At 70.2% G+C, this 19,743-nt stretch carries 19 protein-coding genes; 8 read left to right on the top strand and 11 right to left on the bottom strand.

The features are described 5' to 3' along the window. Positions 1 to 22 precede the first annotated feature (22 nt). From OG417_RS10075 to OG417_RS10055, 5 genes are all read right to left on the bottom strand, one after another. On the bottom strand, positions 23 to 1,750 hold the full coding sequence (locus OG417_RS10075) for a dihydroxyacetone kinase family protein (protein ID WP_329253087.1): 1,728 nt from the start codon (positions 1,748 to 1,750) through the stop codon (positions 23 to 25). Between the two features lie 100 nt (positions 1,751 to 1,850). Continuing rightward, the gene (locus OG417_RS10070) at positions 1,851 to 2,873 is read right to left on the bottom strand and encodes an NAD(P)-dependent alcohol dehydrogenase (RefSeq protein ID WP_329253085.1); all 1,023 of its coding nucleotides are present in this window, start codon (positions 2,871 to 2,873) and stop codon (positions 1,851 to 1,853) included. A gap of 82 nt (positions 2,874 to 2,955) precedes the next feature. Continuing rightward, positions 2,956 to 4,002 carry a substrate-binding domain-containing protein gene (locus OG417_RS10065; RefSeq protein ID WP_329253083.1) on the bottom strand — a complete coding sequence of 349 codons (1,047 nt, stop codon included), beginning with the start codon at positions 4,000 to 4,002 and terminating at the stop codon, positions 2,956 to 2,958. A gap of 112 nt (positions 4,003 to 4,114) precedes the next feature. Beyond that, positions 4,115 to 5,134 carry an ABC transporter permease gene (locus OG417_RS10060; RefSeq protein WP_329253081.1) on the bottom strand — a complete coding sequence of 340 codons (1,020 nt, stop codon included), beginning with the start codon at positions 5,132 to 5,134 and terminating at the stop codon, positions 4,115 to 4,117. Next, positions 5,131 to 6,711, bottom strand: coding sequence for a sugar ABC transporter ATP-binding protein (locus OG417_RS10055; RefSeq protein ID WP_329253078.1), 1,581 nt, complete (start codon positions 6,709 to 6,711; stop codon positions 5,131 to 5,133). Before OG417_RS10055 ends, OG417_RS10060 begins: the two co-directional genes overlap by 4 nt. A 428-nt stretch (positions 6,712 to 7,139) precedes the next feature. Here OG417_RS10055 and OG417_RS10050 point away from each other — a divergent pair, with 428 nt between their 5' ends. From OG417_RS10050 to OG417_RS10040, 3 genes are all read left to right on the top strand, one after another. Then, entirely contained in the window at positions 7,140 to 7,919 is a 780-nt protein-coding gene (locus OG417_RS10050) for a DeoR/GlpR family DNA-binding transcription regulator (RefSeq protein WP_329253075.1), read from the top strand. A gap of 148 nt (positions 7,920 to 8,067) precedes the next feature. Next, positions 8,068 to 8,646 (top strand): isochorismatase family protein, encoded by a 579-nt coding sequence (locus OG417_RS10045; protein ID WP_329253072.1) that lies wholly within the window; start codon positions 8,068 to 8,070, stop codon positions 8,644 to 8,646. A 28-nt stretch (positions 8,647 to 8,674) separates the two neighbouring features. Next, a complete protein-coding gene (locus tag OG417_RS10040) occupies positions 8,675 to 9,181 on the top strand; it encodes a gluconokinase (RefSeq protein WP_329253069.1) in 507 nt (168 codons plus the stop codon). Positions 9,182 to 9,208: 27 nt separating this feature from the next. Here OG417_RS10040 and OG417_RS10035 read toward each other — a convergent pair whose 3' ends face one another. The 6 genes from OG417_RS10035 to OG417_RS10010 all read right to left on the bottom strand — a co-directional run bounded on the left by OG417_RS10035 (position 9,209) and on the right by OG417_RS10010 (position 15,082). Further along, positions 9,209 to 10,621, bottom strand: coding sequence for a dihydrolipoyl dehydrogenase family protein (locus tag OG417_RS10035; RefSeq protein WP_329253066.1), 1,413 nt, complete (start codon positions 10,619 to 10,621; stop codon positions 9,209 to 9,211). A gap of 139 nt (positions 10,622 to 10,760) precedes the next feature. Further along, positions 10,761 to 11,231 (bottom strand): GNAT family N-acetyltransferase, encoded by a 471-nt coding sequence (locus OG417_RS10030; protein WP_329253063.1) that lies wholly within the window; start codon positions 11,229 to 11,231, stop codon positions 10,761 to 10,763. A 70-nt stretch (positions 11,232 to 11,301) separates the two neighbouring features. After that, the gene (locus OG417_RS10025; RefSeq protein WP_329253060.1) at positions 11,302 to 13,065 is read right to left on the bottom strand and encodes a DEAD/DEAH box helicase; all 1,764 of its coding nucleotides are present in this window, start codon (positions 13,063 to 13,065) and stop codon (positions 11,302 to 11,304) included. Positions 13,066 to 13,196: 131 nt separating this feature from the next. Then, positions 13,197 to 14,177 carry a zinc metalloprotease gene (locus OG417_RS10020; protein ID WP_329253057.1) on the bottom strand — a complete coding sequence of 327 codons (981 nt, stop codon included), beginning with the start codon at positions 14,175 to 14,177 and terminating at the stop codon, positions 13,197 to 13,199. Positions 14,178 to 14,259: 82 nt separating this feature from the next. Continuing rightward, positions 14,260 to 14,502: a DUF3039 domain-containing protein gene (locus OG417_RS10015; RefSeq protein WP_329253054.1), complete on the bottom strand. Its 243-nt coding sequence runs from the start codon at positions 14,500 to 14,502 to the stop codon at positions 14,260 to 14,262. 4 nt (positions 14,503 to 14,506) lie between these two features. Continuing rightward, positions 14,507 to 15,082, bottom strand: coding sequence for a YqgE/AlgH family protein (locus tag OG417_RS10010; protein WP_329253052.1), 576 nt, complete (start codon positions 15,080 to 15,082; stop codon positions 14,507 to 14,509). A 152-nt stretch (positions 15,083 to 15,234) separates the two neighbouring features. On the opposite strand from OG417_RS10010, the gene OG417_RS10005 reads away from it, so the two are divergent. The 5 genes from OG417_RS10005 to OG417_RS09985 all read left to right on the top strand — a co-directional run bounded on the left by OG417_RS10005 (position 15,235) and on the right by OG417_RS09985 (position 19,736). Then, positions 15,235 to 15,912: a hypothetical protein gene (locus OG417_RS10005; protein ID WP_329253049.1), complete on the top strand. Its 678-nt coding sequence runs from the start codon at positions 15,235 to 15,237 to the stop codon at positions 15,910 to 15,912. Between the two features lie 203 nt (positions 15,913 to 16,115). Continuing rightward, positions 16,116 to 16,514 carry a GntR family transcriptional regulator gene (locus OG417_RS10000; RefSeq protein WP_329253046.1) on the top strand — a complete coding sequence of 133 codons (399 nt, stop codon included), beginning with the start codon at positions 16,116 to 16,118 and terminating at the stop codon, positions 16,512 to 16,514. After that, complete coding sequence (locus OG417_RS09995) at positions 16,511 to 17,380, top strand: ABC transporter ATP-binding protein (RefSeq protein ID WP_329253044.1); 870 nt, start codon at positions 16,511 to 16,513, stop codon at positions 17,378 to 17,380. The genes OG417_RS10000 and OG417_RS09995 overlap by 4 nt, the downstream gene beginning before the upstream one ends. Beyond that, positions 17,377 to 18,351, top strand: a complete 975-nt coding sequence (locus OG417_RS09990) for an ABC transporter permease subunit (RefSeq protein WP_329253041.1) — start codon at positions 17,377 to 17,379, stop codon at positions 18,349 to 18,351. Before OG417_RS09995 ends, OG417_RS09990 begins: the two co-directional genes overlap by 4 nt. After that, positions 18,351 to 19,736, top strand: a complete 1,386-nt coding sequence (locus OG417_RS09985) for a S53 family peptidase (RefSeq protein ID WP_329253038.1) — start codon at positions 18,351 to 18,353, stop codon at positions 19,734 to 19,736. The genes OG417_RS09990 and OG417_RS09985 overlap by 1 nt, the downstream gene beginning before the upstream one ends. The last annotated feature ends 7 nt before the right edge of the window (positions 19,737 to 19,743 follow it).

Genomic DNA, 19,743 nt, shown 5'->3' with positions numbered 1-19,743 from the left:
GTTCTTTCATTGCGGCAGCGGCTCAGCGCGCCGGCCCCAGTACCCCGCCGACCGCGCCGGCGCACAGAGACAGCGACGTCGCCCCCGCGTCCGGGGTACCGACACTCCGCTCGGCGAGCGGTCGTGCCCGGCCGACCCTGGGTCGCAGATCCGCTGTGGCCAGTGCCGCGGTCTCGCAGGCCCGCGTCGCCTCCTGCCATGCCGCCGGCAGTGCCGCACCCGAGCGGACCCGCCCGGCGAGCGCGTCGACGAACGGCACGAACGCGTCGACCATCGTCTTGTCCCCGAGCTGCGCCTTGCCCAGCCGTTGGAGCGCCTGGAGCCCGGCTCGCATGGCGTCCGCGACGTCCGCGGCGGAGGTCTTCTCGACGTCGTCACCGAGGTGTTCGCCGATCTCGCGCAGCATCGCGCCCCAGAGAAATCCGGACGTACCGCCCGCCTTCCCGGCCCACGCGTCGCCCGCCGCGACCAGGACCGACCGCGCGCCGGCGCCCGCATCGGCGGCGTCGCGCGCCGCGGCGGCGGCCGCCATGGCGCCCTTGACCATTCCCCTGCCGTGGTCGCCGTCGCCGGCGACGGCGTCTATCCGGCCGAGTTCGTGCTCGGCCTCGACCATGGCGGAGGCCATGGCCTCGAGCGCCGAGACGATGGTGCGCCCACAGGCGCGGGACCCCTCCGAGCCGGGTCGCGTCGCCGTCGCGGCCGGTACGCCGGAGGTCGTGCTACGCCGCGCCGGAGTCGCACTCGCGGGCTCCGCCCGGCCCTTGCGGTAGGCCGGCGTGTCCGCCGGGGCGCGCCACAGCCGCTCCAGCTCATCATCGAGAAAGACCAGTGTCAGAGAGCATCCGGCCATGTCCAGGCTGGTGACGAGCTCACCCACCTCGGGTTCGACGACTTCGAGACCCTGGTCCGCGAGGAGCCCGGCCACGCTCCGCCACACGACGAAGAGCTCCTCGTACTTCGTCGTCCCCAGCCCGTTGAGAATCGCCGTCACCCGGTTGCCGGATCCGGCGGGCTTCTCCGCCAGCACACCGGATACCAGCCGGTCGGCCAGCTCCGCGGCCCGCGGCAACGCGTCCTCACCGACGCCGGGTTCACCATGGATCCCGAGGCCGACCCCCATTCGCCCGGCGGGCACGGTGAAAAGCGGCGCGGTCCCGCCGGGCATGGTGCAACCGGCGAACGCCACCCCGAGCGTGCGGGTCCGGTCGTTGGCGTGACGGGCGACCCGTTCGACCGCGTCGAGGTCGTATCCCTCCTCGGCGGCGGCACCCGCGACCTTGAACACGACGAAGTCCCCGGCGATCCCACGACGCTTGTGGATCTCCGACTCCGGCGCGCTGGCGATGTCGTCGGTGACGAAGACGACGCGGGTGTCGATGCCATCCTGGCATAGCTGCTCTTGGGCAAGCGTGAAGTTCATCACATCGCCGGCGTAGTTGCCGGTGGAGAACAGCAGACCGGCGGTGCCCGCCGCCGCGCTTCCCACCGAGTACGCGTCCTGTGTCGACGGCGAGGTGAAGATGTTCCCGACGACGGCGCCGTCGGCGAACCCGTGCCCGACCACTCCGCAGAAGGCCGGATAGTGCCCGGAACCACCACCGACGACGACTGCGACCTTGCCCGGCCGCGTCTCGGTCGCGCGGACGACGCCGCCCGGTACACCCGCGACGGTGTCTTGATGCACGTCCAGGAAGCCGGCGAGCATGTCCTCGGTGAAGGTGCCCGGGTCGTCGTACAGACGAGTCATGATTGTTGTCCTTCCAGTCGAGGGCGGCTGCCCTCCCCCACTGCCTGCCTCCGGACGGATTTCGACGGGTGGCGGACCTGGTCGTCAGTGCTGTGGGCGATCAGTGCTGTGGATTGATGACGGACTTGACCGCATGGGGGTCGCGCTCGCCGACGAGCAGAGCCGCCTCGGAGTCCGCCAGGGGGAAATGACCGGTGACAAGGGCGTCCAGGTCGACCCGGCCCGAGGCCGCGAGCGCGATCGCCGTGGGCCAGGTGTTCGCATACCGGAAGGTGCCTGTGACCTCGATCTCCCGGCTCTGAATGTAGCCGAGTGGCAGGGGCAGACCATCGTCGCCCATTCCCACGAGCACCGCCCGGCCCGCCCTGGTCAGGGTGCGCAGTGCGTCACCGGTGGCACCGGGATGACCGGAACACTCCAGCAGCACGGTGGGCTCGAATCCCGCGTCGCCCAGCGAGGTCTCCGCGACGTTGAGGGTCGCGGTCGCGCCCAGGTCCGCGGCCAGCTTCAGGCGGTGGGGGTTGAGGTCGGCGACCACGATCTCGGCGGCGCCGAAGGCGCGAGCGCACTGCGTCGCGACCAGCCCGATCGGTCCGGCTCCGGTGATCAGGACTCGGCTGCCCGCGCTCACCTGTCCCTTGCGGTTCGCCCAGACGCCCACGGACAGCGGCTCGAGCAGTGCCGCCGCGTCGTCCGACAGCGACTCCGGCACCGGGTGGGCGAAGGACTCGTGGACGGTCACGAACTCCGCGAGAGATCCGTCGATCGGAGGGGTCGCGAAGAACCTCATGGCGGGGCACAGGTTGTATCGTCCGGCGAGGCACTCGGGGCAGGTCAGGTCGGGCACGCCGGGCTCGACGGAGACGCGCTGCCCGATCCGGGCGGCGTCCACGCCGCGTCCGACGCCGACGATGACGCCTCCGGACTCGTGTCCGAGCACCATCGGCCGCTCCAGGACGAAGTCTCCGATGCGACCGTGCTCGTAGTAGTGGACGTCGGAACCGCAGACGCCCACCGCGTTGATCTGGACCAGGACCTCGCCGGGTTCGGGCGCCGGTACGGGACGCTCTTCGATCGCGAGGTCCTTGATTCCGCGCAGGACCGCTGCCTGCATCGTGGTCATGAGGGTCTCCTCAGCTCGCAGGGCTCGGGGGTGTCGGGTGCGGCCGGCCGTTTCGTGGCCGGCCGCACCGGGCCCGGTCCGGTCAGCTCTTCTCGTTGGCGATGTCGCCGGTCTTGAGGTTCGCCTCGATCAGCGCGGGGAGCGTGCTGAGGAACGCGTCCTTCTTGGTGACGACGTGCTCCATGTAGGTGTCCACGTTGTCCTTGGTGATCTGGGGCATCAGGTAGACGGGCTTCTTGTTGACGTTCTCGCCCTTGGCGATCTTGGCGGCCACGGCGAGGCCCGTCGCCAGCTCGACGGTCCCGTCCTGCAGGTTGGTGCCGATGAAGTCCCCGCTCTTCACCGCGTTGAGGCCGTCCTGGATGCCATCGACCCCGACGATCGGAAGCTTGACCTTGGCTTCGCGGGTGGCCTGCAGAGCCCCGAGGCCCATGTCGTCGTTCTCGGCGACGATGCCGTTGATCTTGCCGCCGAAGCTCGAGAGCCAGTTCTTCATCTTGTTGACGGCCTCGTCGCGCTTCCAGTTGGCCGTGTCCTTGGCGATGATCTTCATATCGGGGTGCTTGGCGAGCACGTTCTGGATGCCCTTGGTGCGGTCCAGCTCACCGGACTGACCGAGCGGGCCCTGCAGGACGACGATGTTGCCCTTGCCGCCGAGTTTGTCGACCATCATCTGCATTTCCTGCTCGCCGGCCTTGACGTCGTCGGGCAGCACGGTGCCGGCCAGGTCCGAGCTGTTGAGACCGGCGTTGACGGCGAGGAACGGGATCTTCTTGGCCTTGGCCGACGCGACCTGGGGGGCCAGGGAGTCGGCCTGGACCGGGACGACCACGATGGCGTCGACGCCGGCGTTGATGAACTGGTCGACCTGGTTCGCCTGCGTGCTGACGTCCAGGTTGGCGGAGTTCCACAGCACGTCGATGTTGTTGGCCTTGGCGTACGCGTCGATGCCCGCCTTCCCCGCGGTGATGAACGAGGACATGTCATAGACGCTGACGCCGATGCGGAGCTTGCCCTTGCCTGAGCCGCCGGAGTCCTTGTTGGGGTCTCCGGCACCGCACGCGGCGCTGGCCAGCAGGGCCGTACCCGCCGTGGCGAGGGCGAGAGTACGGAAAATCTTGTTGCGCATGGGGAACTCCATTGATTGGGCGCGCTTGTTCGTTGGATCGACCGGGGGGTGGTTCGGAAGCGAGGCCTCGTCTCGATCGGGCAGGATCGGACGGGATCGGACAGGAGAGGTCTCAGGTCCTACGTTTGGCGGACCAGACGTCGACGGCGACGGCGGCGACTATCAGCATTCCTTTGATGACGTTCTGCCAGTACGCGGGCACCACGAGGATGTCCAGGCCGTTGTTGAGAGTCTGGATCAGGAACAGTCCGAGCGCCGTGCCCCAGATGCTGCCCCGGCCGCCCAGCAGGCTCGCGCCGCCGATGACGACGGCGGCGATGGCGTCCAGCTCGTATCCCTCACCGAGGTTGGGGGGTCCGGAGATGACCCGCGACGCCAGCATCACGCCGGAAAGCCCGGCGAGCACGCCACTGAGGGCGTAGACGCTGAACAGGATCCGGGTGGTCTTGACGCCCGCGATCTGGGCGGCGACCGGGTTACCGCCCACCGCGTAGACGCGCATGCCGTACGACGTCCGCTTCATGATCAGGGCGAGCGCGACGATGCCGACGATCATGACGACCACGGGGATCTGCAGGCCGAGGATCTCGTTGTTCGCGATCTTGCCGAAATTCCCCGGGAGTCCGTTGATCGGCGCACCGTGGCCCACGACGTACGCGAGGCCGGATGCGGTGGTCAACATGCCGAGAGTGGCGATGAACGGTGGCACGTTCACCCTGGAGACCAGGAAGCCGTTGACGGTTCCCGCGACGAGCCCGACGAGCAGGGCGACCAGAACCGACAGCCAGAGCCGGTCGGGATGGCCCTTGACGGTCGCGGCCGCGGACATCGCGCTGAGAGCGATGACGCTCCCCACCGAGAGGTCGATTCCGCCGGTGAGAATGACCAGCGTCTGACCCAGCGCAATGAGCGCGAACGGAGCCGCGGCGATGCCGATCGTCTGCGCGTTGTCGAGGGTTCCGAAACGGGCACTCCGGTAACTGAAGTAAGCGATGATCAACAGCATCACCACGACCATGGAGTGGCGGATCAGCTGGTCGCGTACCCACGGTCCCGACAGCCGCCAGGTCTGGGCCTGCTCGGCCGTCTCGCCCGGTGACGTGCGCTCCCGGGTTGGCTGTCGCGTGGTCATCGGCCGTTCTCCTTGTGGTCGGTCGAGGTGGGGGTGTGGTCGGGCGAATGGTCGACGGAGCCGTGGTCGGACCGGGGGTCCAGGCCGGCGGCGAGGCGGAAGATGGTGTTCTGAACGTCGGGAGCCGACAGGTCGGCGCGGCTCAGCTCACCCGCGACGCCTCCTCCACGCATGACCAGCGCGCGGTGGGCGAGGCTCAGGATCTCGGGCATGTCGGACGAGGCCATGACCACGGCCATTCCGGAGGCCGCGAGCTCGGTGATGATGCGGTAGATCTCGCTGCGGGCACCGACGTCGACGCCCCGGGTGGGCTCGTCGAGCAGGAGGACGTTCACGCTCCCCGTCAGCCAGCGTGCGAGGACCACCTTCTGCTGGTTACCGCCGGAGAGCGTGCCGACCTGCTGTGACAGTCCCCGGCTGCGCAGCGCGACCGACTTCATCGCCGTGTCGACCGTCCGGGTACGGCTGCGTTGCCGCAGCCACCCGCCCACGGTGAAACTCGGCAGCCGCGGCAGCGAACCGTTGTCCAGCACGTCCATGGACAGCACGGCGCCGGCCCCTTTGCGGTCCTCGGGGACGAGGGCCATCCCGTGGGTGATCGCGTCGGCCGGTGAATTGCGCCGGGTGGCCTTGCCGGCGACGGTGACGGTGCCCGCGATGCTCTTGCGAACCCCGAAGATCGCCTCCAGGAGCTCGGTTCGGCCGGCTCCCACGAGTCCGGCCAGCCCGAGAATCTCCCCACGGCGGACGGTCAGGTCCACCGGTCGCTCATAACCGCTGACGTGGAGTCCTCTGACCTGCAGAGCGACCTCGTCACCGGGCGGATGCAACGTCGGGAAGAGGTCTTCGAGCTCACGGCCGATCATCGCGTGGACGATGTCGTCATCGCTGACCTCGGTGAGCGGACGGTCCATGACCAGCCCACCGTCGCGCAGCACCACCACCCGATCGGCCAGGGCGCGGATCTCTTCCATCTTGTGCGTCGTGTAGAGCATGGCGACGCCCTGCTCGCGAAGTTTGTTCACGACGGCGTACAGCCGTTCGACCTCGCGGTCGGAGATGGCCGAACTGGGCTCGTCCAACAGCAGGACCTTCGCTCCGCCGCTGGTGTTCTTGGCGATCTCGACCAGCTGGCGGAGCCCGACCGGCAGTTTGCGCATCGTCGACTGCGGATCGATCTCGACCCCGAAGACGTCGAGGATCTCGCGGGCCTTGCGTGCCATCGCGCGCCGGTCGAGCAGGCCGGCCCTGCTGCGCAGCTCCCGTCCGATGAAGAGGTTCTCGTACACCTTCATGTCCATGATGGGAGCGAGTTCCTGGGGGACGATCGCGATCCCCTGGCGGTGCGCTGCCTGCGGGTCCCCGTGTGAGAGCGGCTCGCCGCCGATCAGGACCTGACCGCGGTCGGGCTTCACCTGGCCCGAGGCGATCTTCATCATCGTCGACTTGCCCGCGCCGTTCTCCCCGGCCAGCGCGGTCACGGTGCCGGCTTTGAGAGTGAGAGACACGCCCTTCAGTACCGGCACTCCACCGAACGCCTTGGCGAGGTCCCGGCACTCCAAAGCAACATCTGCCACGACTGATCTCCAGACCCGGACCCTGCCGGCTCGGTGTGCGATACGGCCGCTTCGAGGTCGGTGGCTCTGGGTGCCTGAGCGGTTCCGAACACGCGAAGGGGACAGCGAGAAGAGAGCCGATCCGGGATGCCCCCGCGACGATGTGCGGTCAGGTGGGCCGACCGCGACCCGAACTCCCGGATCGGAACCGGTGTTTGTTTGTTCGTGTGAACTTCACACGTACCGACATTGTGACGTCAAGAGTTCGTAACCTATTCGTTACATCAATCTTGCCTGGGCAGCCGCGTGACAAGGTTCGCGGTGTCGACTAAAACCCCGATGTAACAGGGACTTGAGCAGCCTGACCGGGTCCTCTATCGTCGTATCACGGCGACGGCGGACAGCACCTCCAGCCGAGACCGAATGTGTGAACTTGACAAGATGTAACAGTGGCGGAGGACGGAGACGGCATGGTCGTCAAGAGCAGCGTGGACCTCGAGAGCAGAAGGCAGGCGCTGGCCGACCTGCTGTCGTCCAGCGGCAGTCTGCGCATCGAGGACCTGGCTGCCCGCTTCAAGGTCAGCACCATGACGATCCGCCGGGATCTGCAGGCACTGGAGGACGAGGGCCTGGTCCGCCGTGTACGCGGCGGGGCGGTCAGCGACGCACAACCCTTCGAGACGCGCAAGAGTCACGCGTTGCAGGCGAAGGAGCAGATCGCACGGAAGCTGTCCGGCCTGGTGCCCTCCGGCGGGGTGGGGATCTGCATGGACGCCTCCTCCACGCTGTGCGTCCTCGCCGGCTCGATGCCTCCCGCCGAGAATCTGTCGGTGATCACGGACGGCATCGAGACCTTCCTGACGCTGAGCCGGGACTCGCGGGTCCACGCCTACCTGACCGGCGGCCAGAAGGACCCCAACGCCGGCAGCCTCATCGGCCCGATCGCCTCCGCCGCACTGAAGCAGTTCTCGTTCGCACGCGCCTTCCTGTCCGCCGCGGCGGTCGACCCTCACTTCGGGACCAGCGAGTTCAGCGCCGAAGAGTGTGAGATCAAGAGGCTCATGGCAGAGCTGTCGGACCATGTCGTCATGGCCGTGGACTCACAGAAGCTCGGGACGGGAGCGGCCGCCCGCTGCCTGCCGTGGGACGGAATCGATCTGATGGTGACCGAACTCGACGTCATGGACGCCCGTTTGGACCCCTACCGCGACCATGTCGAGCTCCTCTGACGAGTAGCGATCGGGGGCACCCCGGTCTGCCAAGAGACCAGCCGCCTTGAGGTTGCGAAGGTCGCCGAAGGCTCGGCGGGCACGCACTGATGTTCCGGCCTCTGCCGGGGTAGCTTTCTCGTGGGGGATCACTCTGGGGAGGGCAGTCATGAGTCGAGCGTTGATCATCGTTGATGTGCAGAACGACTTCTGCGAGGGGGGTTCGCTGGCGGTCGCGGGCGGCGCGGACGTGGCCGCGGCGATCTCCTCGTTCGTCTCCGCGCACCGCGGCGAGTACGACCACGTCGTCGCGACCCGGGACTTCCATCTCGATCCCGGCGATCACTTCGACGAACACCCCGACTACGCCGACTCCTGGCCGCCGCACTGCGTGATCGGCACGCCCGGGGCCGACTTTCACCCGAACCTGGACCTGGCGCCGATCGAGGCCGTGTTCAGCAAGGGGGAGCACGAGGCGGCCTACAGCGGCTTCGAGGGCGTCGCCGACGACGGCACGCCGCTCGCCGAGTGGCTGCGCAAGCATGAGGTCGACAGCGTCGACGTCGTCGGGATCGCCACCGACCACTGCGTACGGGCGACCGCGCTGGACGCCCGGGGCGCGGGGCTGTCCACCCGTGTCCTGCTCCGGATGACCGCCGGCGTGGCCCTGCCGACCACCGAGCGCGCGCTGCAGGAGATGAGCGACGCCGGGGTCCGGCTCACCGGAGAGCCGGTCATCGCACGCTGATCACATGCCGCCCGATACGTTGCAGTCCATGCCTAATCCGATTTTGCTGCTGATGGGTGTTTCCGGCAGCGGAAAGACCACGATCGGCGCACTGCTGGCCGGCCGCCTCGGCTGGACCTACGCCGAGGCCGACGACTTTCACCCGCGGGCGAACGTCGAGAAGATGCACGCCGGGATTCCGCTGAACGACGACGACCGCCGGCCCTGGTTGCAGGCCACCGCGAAGTGGATGAGGGAGCAGACCGCGCCCGCCGTCGTGACCTCCTCCGCCCTCAAGCGCAAGTACCGCGACCTGCTGCGGGAGGGCCGGCCGGACCTGCGCCTGATCTATCTCGAAGGCAGCAAGAACCTGATCGGAGAACGCATGGCCGCCCGGCACGGGCACTTCTTCCCCAAGGAGCTGCTGGACAGCCAGTTCGCCGACCTCGAACCCCCGGGCCCCGAAGAGGACCCGGTCGTCGTGTCCATCGACGGCCCGCCGGACCAGGTCGTCCAGCGGATCATCGACCGCACGGGCCTGGTTCCGCGCGCCTGACGTCCGGCGGTGCCGTACGTCACGGCCTCACAGGCCGTACTCCTCCAGCAGGCGGAGCCAGATCTCGCTCACCGTCGGGAACGCCGGAACGGCGTGCCACAGCCGGTCGAGGGGGACCTCCCCGACGACCGCGATCGTCGCGCTGTGCAGGAGGTCGACCACTCCCGGACCGGCGAACGTGACCCCGACGAGCACCCGCCGGTCCTCGTCGACGACCATCTTCGCCCGGCCGGTGTAGCGCTCGCCCCGCAGGTACGCGCCCGTGACCTCGCCCATGTCGTACTCGACGGCCCGTACGTCGAAGCCGTCGGCGCGTGCCTGCGACTCCGTCCGCCCGACCGCGCAGATCTGCGGGTCGGTGAAGATCACTTGGGGCGCGCCCCGGTCGTCCGCGGTGTCGCGGAGGTCCGGCCGGTCGTCGGGGGTGCCGGTGGCGCGGGCGACGATCACATCGCCGCACACCCGTGCCTGGTACTTGCCCATGTGGGTGAGCAGGCTGCGCCCGTTGACGTCACCGACGGCGTACAGCCACGGCACTCCCGGCGCCCGCATGTCGGCGTCCACCTCGATCGGACGGTCCGCCGGCAGGCCGGCCGTGTCCAGGCCGAGCTCGCGTACGGCCGGCCGCCGCCCGGTGGCGACGAGGATCTCGTCGGCCTCGACCGTCGCGCCGTCGTCGGTGCGGACGGTCACCGGGCCGTCCGGCACCGGCCGCCGGACCTCGGTGGCCGAGCGGCCGAAACGCACGTCGATCCCCGACTCCTGGAGCGAGGCCGCCAGCAGCCCGCCGGCGAACGGCTCGGTACGGGTCAGCAGCCGGTCACCGCGTACGAGCACGGTCGTCTCGTGGGCGCCGAGAGAATGCAGGGCCTGGGACATCTCGCAGGCGACCGGCCCGCCTCCGATCACCACCAGCCGCTTCGGCACCTGCTGGACGCTGGTCGCCTCGCGGTTCGTCCACGGGCGCGCCTCCGGCAGGCCGGGCACGTCCGGGACCAGCGGATCGCTGCCGGTCGCGATCACCACGGCGTGCCGCGCCCGCAGTGAACGGGTGCCGTCCGGCGCGGTCACCTCGACGTGCAGCGGCCCGGCCAGCCGACCCCGGCCCCGGACGAACGTCGCCGGCAGCCCCTCGATCCAGCTCACCTGGCCGCGATCGTCGAGGTGCGACACGGTCTTGTCGCGACGGGCCAGCACCGCGGGGGCGTCGATCGTCCCGCGCAGCTCCAGCCCCGGCATCCGGCCCACGTCGGCCGCCAGCTCCACGGGCCGCAGCAGGGCCTTGCTCGGAACGCAGGCGTAGTACGCGCACTCACCGCCCGCCAGGCGTTCCTCGACGACGGCCGCCGTCAGCCCGCCCCGCACGACACGTCCGGCGACGTTCTCCCCCACCGGCCCCGCACCGATCACCACCACGTCGAAGACGTCCTCGCCCGCCATCGCATCCCTCGGAGTCGTCCCAGGTCACCCTCTGTGACCGGGCACACACTTCAGTGTCCCCCGCCGGGTCGGGCGGGATGCGGCCGACGCCCGCCCGACGATCCCCGCGTCGCCCCGCGAGGTGAGCGCTCGCGCCCGCCTACCGGACCTGGTGCGCCATGATGACGAGGTCCGTGAGAGCGCCGTCGGCCTCGGTGACCGCCCCGGTCAGCGTCTCGGTGACGGTGAAGCCCTCGGACTCGTACAGCGCGCGGGCGCGGTGGTTGTGCGCCTTCACGTCCAGCCAGACTCTTCGCGCGCGGTGATGCCCGTAGGCGCGCGCGAGAACGCTCGTCAGCAGCGAGCGGCCCAGGCCCGTACGGCGATGTGGCGGGGAGATCACCATCCTGCGCAGTTCGACGGCGTCACCGTCGCGCAGGCCCGCCAGCACCGCGAACCCCACGGCGGCTTCGGCTCGCACGGCGACCAGGTGCTCCTGGCCGGGGTCGTGCAGGGCGCGGGCGTGCCAGGCCGGTCCGGTCTCGCCCAACCATGGGGCGGTCTCCGGCTCGGCCTCCCACGCGGCGAGGTCAACGAGATCGTCCATGGTGGTGGGCCGGAGTGACAGCATGCGGTCACCGTAACCGGGGAGAACTGCGCGGGCCGCCAGGGCCTGTCACCGACGTCCCCGGACAGCACGCCTAGTCCTTCGTGCGGGGTGTCGGCCGGGCGGCCCATTCGCGGATCTTGGCGATGCGCTTGCGGACGTCCTCGGTGCTCGCCTGGGCCGACGGGGGGCCGCCGCAGGTGCGGCGGAGCTCGGCGTGGATCACGCCGTGGGGCTGGCCGGTGCGGTGGTGCCAGGCGCCGACCAGGTTGTTCAGCTCCTTGCGCAGCGCGTGGAGGTCCTCGGCGGCCGTACGGTCGTCCTGTTTCGCCGCCTTCCCGCCCTTCTTGCGCTGGGCGGCCAGTTGCTCGGCCTGCCGCTGCTTCAGCAGGCTCGCGACCTGTTCGGGCTCCAGCAGGCCCGGGATGCCCAGGAAGTCTTCTTCTTCGGCCGAGCCCGGCGCACCCCCCATGCCGAACTCGCCGCCGTCGAAGACGACCCGGTCGAAGTGGGCCGACGCCTCAACGGTCTCGAAGGGGAGCTCTTCGCCGACGTCAGGGTTGTCGCGCCTGCGGTTGGCCTCGGCGAGCAGGTCGTCGTCCAGGCCGTCCTCGCGCTTGGGGCGGTCGAGGACGTGGTCGCGCTCGGTCTCCATCTCCGCGGCGTGGCCCATGAGGGTCGGCACCGACGGCAGGAACACCGAGGCGGTCTCACCGCGCCGCCGCGCACGGACGAAGCGGCCGACCGCCTGGGCGAAGAACAGCGGGGTCGAGGTCGAGGTGGCGTAGACGCCGACGGCGAGCCGCGGGATGTCGACGCCCTCGGAGACCATGCGCACGGCGACCATCCAGCGGTCCTCGGACTCGCTGAACTGCTTGATCTTCCGGCTCGCCGACGGGTCGTCGGACAGGACGACGGTCGCCCCGGCGCCGGTCACGTTGCGGATCATCTTGGCGTACGCCCGCGCGGCCTCGTGGTCGCTCGCGATGACCAGGCCGCCCGCGTCGGGCACGCCGCGGCGCACCTCGGTCAGCCGCCGGTCGGCGGCGGCGATCACCTGCTGGATCCACTCGCCCTTGGGGTCGAGCGCGGCGCGCCACGCCTGGGACATCTGGTCCTGCGTGAGCGGCTCGCCGAGCGTCGCGGTGATCTCGTCGCCGGCGCGGGTGCGCCAGCGCATCTCCCCCGCGTACGCCAGGAAGATCACCGGCCGGACCACCCCGTCGGCCAGCGCCGGGCCGTAGCCGTAGGTGTAGTCGGCGCGGCTGCGGCGGACGCCGGCGACCTCCTCGTACGTCACGAAGGGGATCGGGTTGATGTCGGTGCGGAACGGCGTGCCGCTGAGCGCCAGCCGCCGCGTGGCCGGGTCGAACGACTCGCGGATCGCGTCGCCCCAGGACTTGCCGTCGCCCGCGTGGTGGACCTCGTCCATGATCACGAGGGTGCGGCGGTCCTCCGTGCGGTTGCGGTGCAGCGCCGGGTGGGCGGCGACCTGGGCGTAGGTGACGGCGACGCCGACGAAGTCCTTGGCCGTACGGCCGTGCGCGTTCTTGAACTCCGGGTCGATCTTGATGCCGACGCGCCCGGCGGACTCGGCCCACTGGCGCTTCAGGTGCTCGGTCGGGCAGACGACGGTGATCCGGTCGACCACCCGGCGCCCCATGAGCTCGGCCGCCAGCCGCAGCGCGAAGGTCGTCTTGCCCGCGCCGGGCGTCGCGACGGCGAGGTAGTCACGGGGCTCGGTCCGGAAGTATTCCTCCAGCGCGGCCTGCTGCCAGGCCCGAAGCGCCGGGGCGGTGCCCCAGGGCGCCCGCCCGGGCAGCGCGGGAGGGGTGTCGGATGCGGCGAACGTGCTCACGGTGAAGAGAGGCTACCCGTAAGCACCGACAGGACATGCCGAGCGTGATGTGATCCACGGCAACCCCGGCGGCTCGTGTTAGGGGTTCCCCGGGGTTTCCGCGGCCCGGCGACGGGCCCGGAACCCATCTCCTACCGCTGCCGGCGGACCTGGCCGAGCGAGAGGCGGGCGCCGCTCCCGCCCGCGCGGTAGGCCGCCCACATCGCGCGGATGCGCAGGCCCTGGCCCGGCGTGAACGAGGTCATGCACGGGTCCCAGGCGTAGTCCATGAAGTTGTGCACCGGATCCGTGCCCGGCTGCGGACAGGAGTCCTTCACCGAGGGGCAGTTGGTGGTCGGCGTGCTCTCGTACGGGGTGTCGTCCACGCCGTCGCCGGGCGGGACGCAGCCGTTCTCGAACGGGTGGAACAGGCCGAGCCAGTGCCCGGTCTCGTGCACCGCCGTGTAACCCCGGTTGAAGTGGGCGAACGATCCGCCGGGGACGCTGCGGTAATCGACGACCACCGCGTCCAGCGCAGGGTGCAGGCGGTACGCCTGAGGAAACGCGGAGAAGCCGAGCACCTGCGAGCCGACCGCGGCGGTGAAGAGGTTCAGCGTGCCGGGACCGCCCCTGACGAGGGCGCCGAGCATCGGGCCCTGCAGCTCGTGCGGGCGCTCGAACCAGTCGGTGTTGCGGACGACGTCGGCGCTGACGAGCCGGAACGACACCCCCGTGTCGGCGCCGCCCGTGGTGCCTCCGTAGGCGGCGTTGAGGCTGCGGATCTGCTGGTCGATGGTCGCCGTGGTCAGCCGGCCGCTCCGCCCGTCGGTGATGACGTGGAAGCGGACCGGGACGACGATGCGGCCCGCGAGCCGCCGGCTCGACTCCAGCTGCCGCTCGTCGGCGACCCCGTAGCGGCGGCGCAGGGTCTGGGTGAAGTCGCGCAGCATCGCTTTGACCTGCGCCGGCGACAGGCCGTCGGAGTCACGCGGACGGCCGGTGCGGACCGCGGCGGCGGAGGCGCGCCGCAGGCAGGCCACTCCGCGAGGCGCCGGCGCGCAGGTGCTCGACGGCACCGTGGCGCACGACGCGAGAACGACTCCGAACAGGCCCCACAGGACTCTCCGTCTCATGGATTCCCCCCGGGACGGAGAGGTTAGACCTCAGCGCCGCGCGGAGCGCCCGACGCGCGGGTCCGTCAAGCCGATTTGACGCTCACTCGTCGTCGCCACCGGACATCGACTCGTAGATCTCCTTGCATTCCGGGCAGACCGGGTACTTCTTGGGGTCGCGGTTCGGCACCCACACCTTGCCGCAGAGCGCGATCACGGGCGTGCCGCTGACGGCACTCTCCATGATCTTGTCCTTCTGCACATAGTGCGCGAAACGCTCGTGACCGCCGTCGCCGTGGGAGAGGTCCGGCCGGGTGTCGCTCTCAGGAAGGATCTTCGTACTCACGGGCTCAGTTTAGTGACGGATCCTCGGGAAACGTCGCGACGAACGCCAGATCGCCGCCCTGACGCCGCAGGACGTCCTGCCACAGGCGCCCCGGATCGTCGCGGAAGGCGTCATCGGATTCGGCCGGCACGACGTACCAGGCGCCGTCTTCGACCTCTGACCGGAGCTGGCCAACCCCCCATCCGGCATACCCGGCGAAAACCCGCAGCTTCGCGACCTCGGTGGCGAGCAGCTCCGGCGGCGCGTCGAGATCGACGAGGCCGATGCGGGCCACCGCGGGGCTGCCGTTCAGCGCCCGCCAGCCCAGGGGCTCGTCGGTACCGGGCACGTGCGCGAGCGCCAGCGCGCTGTCGAGCGCGACGGGACCGCCCTGGAACACCACGGACGGGCCCGTCACCATCTCCGACCAGGGAGGGAGCACCTGTTCGACGGGCACCTCGGTGGGCCTGTTGAGCACGACTCCGAGCGTGCCGCCCTCCTCCTCGTGCTCCACGAGAAGGACCACGCTGCGCCGGAAGTTCGGGTCGGCCAGCCGTGGGGTAGCGACGAGCAGCCGGCCCGCGATTATCCCGTCGTCCATGACTCAATCATCCTGTGCCGGGGCCCGCATGCGAACAGTGCACGGCCGAGTACGTCGGTTACGCGCCCTCGGCCCTTGGGTAATCGGCAGAATACGGGCCTAGATCACGAACTAGATCACGAAGGTGTGCCCCCCACCTACGGAGGACCCCGATGCAGGTTTCCCGGGTCGTCATCGCGGCCGTGTTCTTTGTCGTCGGGGCGCTCATCGTCATCCCGATGCTGTTCAACGGCTCCTCCCCCTCACAGCTGACGAGCGCCACGCCCTCACCCAACGTCTCGGCGTCGCCTTCGGCCTCTCACTCCAGGTCCGCCAAGCCGTCCCACACGCCCACACACCGGCCCTCGCCGACGCGGTCGAGCCGGACCCCGAGCAAGAACCCGGTCACGCCCCCGGCGCCGTCGGTGACGCCGAACGCGCCGCTGAAGGTCGCCATCGGCACCGTGCGGTGCCCCGGCCGCAGCGTGCTGGTGTCGGTCACCAACCGCGGCAGGTCGACCGAGGACTACACCATCACCACGGACGGTTCGATCTCGGTGGCCGACCGCATCCCGGCGGGCGCCACCCGCAAGTCCACCTTGACCATCAAGGAGGACCACGCGACCACGATCGCCGTGACCTGGCACAACGTCCCGGTCAAGAGCCTCGACCGTACGGCGCACTGCGCCCGCAAGGCGCCGGGCCACACGCTGCCGCACACGGGCCCGAACAGCGGGATGATCGTCGCCAGGGTGGCCACGGGCATCGCCGCGATGCTGACCGGCCTGATCGTCTTCTGGTACGGCCGCCAGTGGCCGGGCCGCAAGGAGAAGATGTTCGGCGACAAGTGACCTCATCCCGGCCCTGGTGGGCCGGGATTCCTCCTCCCCCCCGGAGCCGTACGGGTCCGGGGGGTTCCTCATGTGTCTTCCGCCTGCCGGCGCCACCGGTCCGTCGGCCTTGCCGCCGGACCGGTGGCCGCAGATGAGCTCCCCCGCCTTGACGCGACCTCCAGGAGATAATTACCTTACTACTAACATCATAGTGAAAGGGGATGAGCGTGTTCCAGTTCCGATTGGACGGCTCGAGCGGCGTCCCGCCCTATCTCCAGCTCGTGCAGCAGGTACGGCAGGCACTGCTGCTGGGATATCTGCGCTCCGGGGACCAACTGCCCACCGTGAAGGAGGTGGTCGCCTCCCTGGCGATCAATCCGAACACCGTGGTGAAGGCCTATCGCCAGTTGGAGCACGAGGGGATGGTGAGCGCCCGGCCGGGACAGGGCACCTTCATCACCGCATCGGTCGAGCCGGTCGCCCCGGGACCGTACGCCCGGTTGCGTCGCTCGCTCGAACAGTGGGTCCGCGACGCCTACGCCGCCGGGCTGGACGACGAGACGGTCACCGCCATGTTCGCCACCATCCACAACGACCTGCGGGCGGAAGGGGTGGCATGAGCACGGCGCTGGAGACCAAGGGCCTCGGCATGCGCTACGGCAGGACCTGGGCGTTGCGGGACTGCTCCCTGCGGCTGCCCGCCGGCTCGGTGATCGCACTGGTCGGCCCGAACGGCGCCGGGAAGACCACGCTGCTGCAGCTGATCACCGGTCTGCTGCGCCCGGTGGAGGGAACGGTCGAGGTCCTCGGCCGGGACGCCCACACCGGCTCGGCCGAGGCACTGGCCCGGGTCGGCTTCGTCGCCCAGGAGCACCCGCTCTACCGGGGCATGTCGGTGGCGGACCTGCTGCGGATGGGACGCTCACTCAACCCGCGCTGGGACCAGCCGATGGCCGAACGGCGGCTGGCCGACCTCGGCATCCCCCTGACCGCACGCGCCGGAGCACTGTCCGGAGGCCAGCAGGCCCAGGTCGCCCTGGCGCTGGCCCTGGCCAAACGTCCCGCGCTCCTGGTGCTGGACGAGCCGCTGGCCAACCTGGACCCGATCGCTCGCCGCGACTTCATGCGCACGGTGATGACCGCCGTCGCCGAGGACGAGATCACCGTCCTGCTGTCCTCCCATGTGATCGCCGATCTGGAGAACGTCTGTGACCGGCTGGTGCTCCTCAGGGGCGGCAGGGTTCGGCTCGCCGGCGCGATCGACGACGTCCTGGCCGGTCACCGGAGGCTGACCGGACCGCGCACCGGCGCCGAACCAGCGGTTCCCGGGCTCGTACGCGCCGCCCACAGCGACCGTCATACCGACCTGCTGGTCCACACCGGGACCGAGCGGCCCGACCTGCATCCGGCCTGGCGCTCTCACCCGGTCGGTCTGGAAGAACTCATCCTCGCCTACCTCGAAGCACCGACGGAGATCGCCCGATGATCTGGGTCACCTGGCGGCAGCACCGCGGTCAGGCGTTCGCCGGCCTGGCGTTGATCGCCCTCGCCGCCCTGGTCTTCCTGCCCTACGGCCGGGCGATCCGCGACGCCTACGCCCAGCACGGCGTCGGACCGTGCCTGGTCCGGGGCACCGGCGGCGACGGCTGCCAGTCGGCCATGACCACATTCATGGAACAGTTCAACGGCGTCGCGAACCACCTGCTGACCTGGTTCACTCCGATCCCCGGCCTGATCGGCGCGATCGTCGGCGCGAGCCTGCTCGGCCGCGAGTACGAGCACGGCACCTGGCGCCTGGCCTGGACCCAGTCCGTGCCTCGTACCCGATGGCTGACGGCCAAGGTCCTGCTGGTCGGTTTCGGGATCGTGGTGATCACCGGGAGCCTCAGCGCCGTCTTCGGCTGGTTCCGCAGCCCGGTGGACCACGTGTCCGGCAGGTTCTCCCCCGGGGCGTTCGACCTCGAAGGGCTCTCCCTCACCGGGTACACGCTCTTCGCCTTCGCGGCGGGCGTCCTGGCCGGGCTGCTGATCCGCCGCACCGTGCCGGCGATCGTCGCGGCGTTCGCCGCCTTCATGGCGGTGCGTCTTCCGGTGGAGTACTGGCTGCGGCAGCGGTACCAGACGCCGGTGACCCGCCTGCTCTCCCCCGCCGGCCACTGGGGCGGCATCGGCCCAATGGCCGTACCCACCACGCCCGGCACGCCGAGCTGGATCCTCGACCAGGGACTGGTCGACAAGACCGGCCACCCCATCTCCGCGGTCCTCCAGACCCAGATCTCCCAGCGAGGCTCGGCCGCCGACGCCTACCTCCGCGGACTCGGACTCCACCTCAAGGTCGTCTACCAGCCCGCGAACCGGTTCTGGACGTTCCAGATCATCGAGGCGTCGCTGTTCGTCGGCCTCGCCGCAGCCCTCATCGGCGTCGGCATCGGGCTCCTACACCGCCGGAGCGCCTGATGAGGAGCAGCCTGATCAAGTTTCGAACGAGTGCCCGTCCCGGCTCGCCGAACCCTCGGCCACGGATCGCGACGGGTCTCGGCGCGGCGGGGATACTCTTCGCGGCGGCCGGATGCGCGCCCACCGGCGCCCAGACCGTCCGAGCGGTATCCGCCACTCCGCCCGAAAGCGCGGCAAAGGACTGCGACTCCCTGACCACCTGCTACACCCCGCGCCAGATCCGAGTGGCCTACGGCATCCAGCCGCTACTGGACCGCGGGATCGACGGCCGCGGCGAGACCATCGTGGTGCCCGCGCTCGCCGCCCAGTGGCCGGCGCCGCCGAAGGTCGGCGACATCCGCCAGGAGCTGAAGCGGTTCGACGGCCTGTTCGGACTGCCCGCCGCGCGGTTGAAGGTCGACACGGCACTGGCCGGGGAGGTCTCGCCCTGGCTCGCCAACCAGGAAGAGGTACAGGACGTCGAGATCCTGCACGCGGTCGCCCCCGCCGCGACCATCCGTGTCGTCCTGGTCGAGCCGACCGCCCTGAGCAGTCCGGCGAACGCCATGGCCGCCCTGACCGGTGCGCTGCGACGCGGCCTCTCCCACGCCGACGTGATCTCGATCAGCGCCGGCTGGGGCGAACACTGCCTCACCCGCGCCCAGGTCGCCCGGCAGCACGCGGTGCTGCGGTCGGCGCGGGATCGTCATGTCACGGTCGTCGCCGGCTCCGGTGACACCGGCGCCGTGAGCAGGCCCTGCCCGGGATCGACGTCCCAGGACGCCTGGACCCCGGTCAAGGAGGTCAGTGCCCCGGCCTCGGACCCGCTCGTCCTCGCAGTCGGCGGCACCATCCTCACCGGCGACCGCAGGACGGGCGCCTACGTCGGCGAGACCACCTGGAGCGTCCCCTCGCACTCCCAGGGCACGGGTGGAGGGTTCAGTCACCTGTTCTCCCGGCCCGGCTACCAGGACGGCGTCGCCGACGCCGCACGGGCCGTGCCCGACGTGGCCGCGGACGCCGCTCCCGGCACCGGCATGGCGATGGTCTTCAGCGGCAGCGGCAGCGGCAGCGGCAGCGGCAGCGGCAGCGGCAGCGAAGACACCATCTTCGGAGCGAGCGGCACCAGCGCCAGTGCCCCGCTGTGGGCCGCGCTGATCGCCCTGGCCGACCAGGCCGCCGGACACGACCTGGGCTTCGTCAACCCCGCGATCTACCGCGTCGGCCACAGCGGCGGCCGGTACACCGCCTTCCACGACGTGACCACGGGGAACAACACCGTGACGGTCTCCGGAGAAACGATCAGCGGCTACGGGGCGAGACCCGGTTACGACCCCGTCACCGGCTGGGGCGGCCCTGACGCGCGTGTGCTGGTCCCCCTGCTCACGCGCTACGCCGGAGGCTGAGCAAGCC

This window comes from Actinoallomurus sp. NBC_01490, assembly GCF_036227085.1.
Classification (GTDB): Bacteria; Actinomycetota; Actinomycetes; order Streptosporangiales; family Streptosporangiaceae; genus Actinoallomurus; species Actinoallomurus oryzae.
Note: the sequence above shows the minus strand (reverse complement) of the source record. Positions and strands in the feature narration are given on the sequence as shown.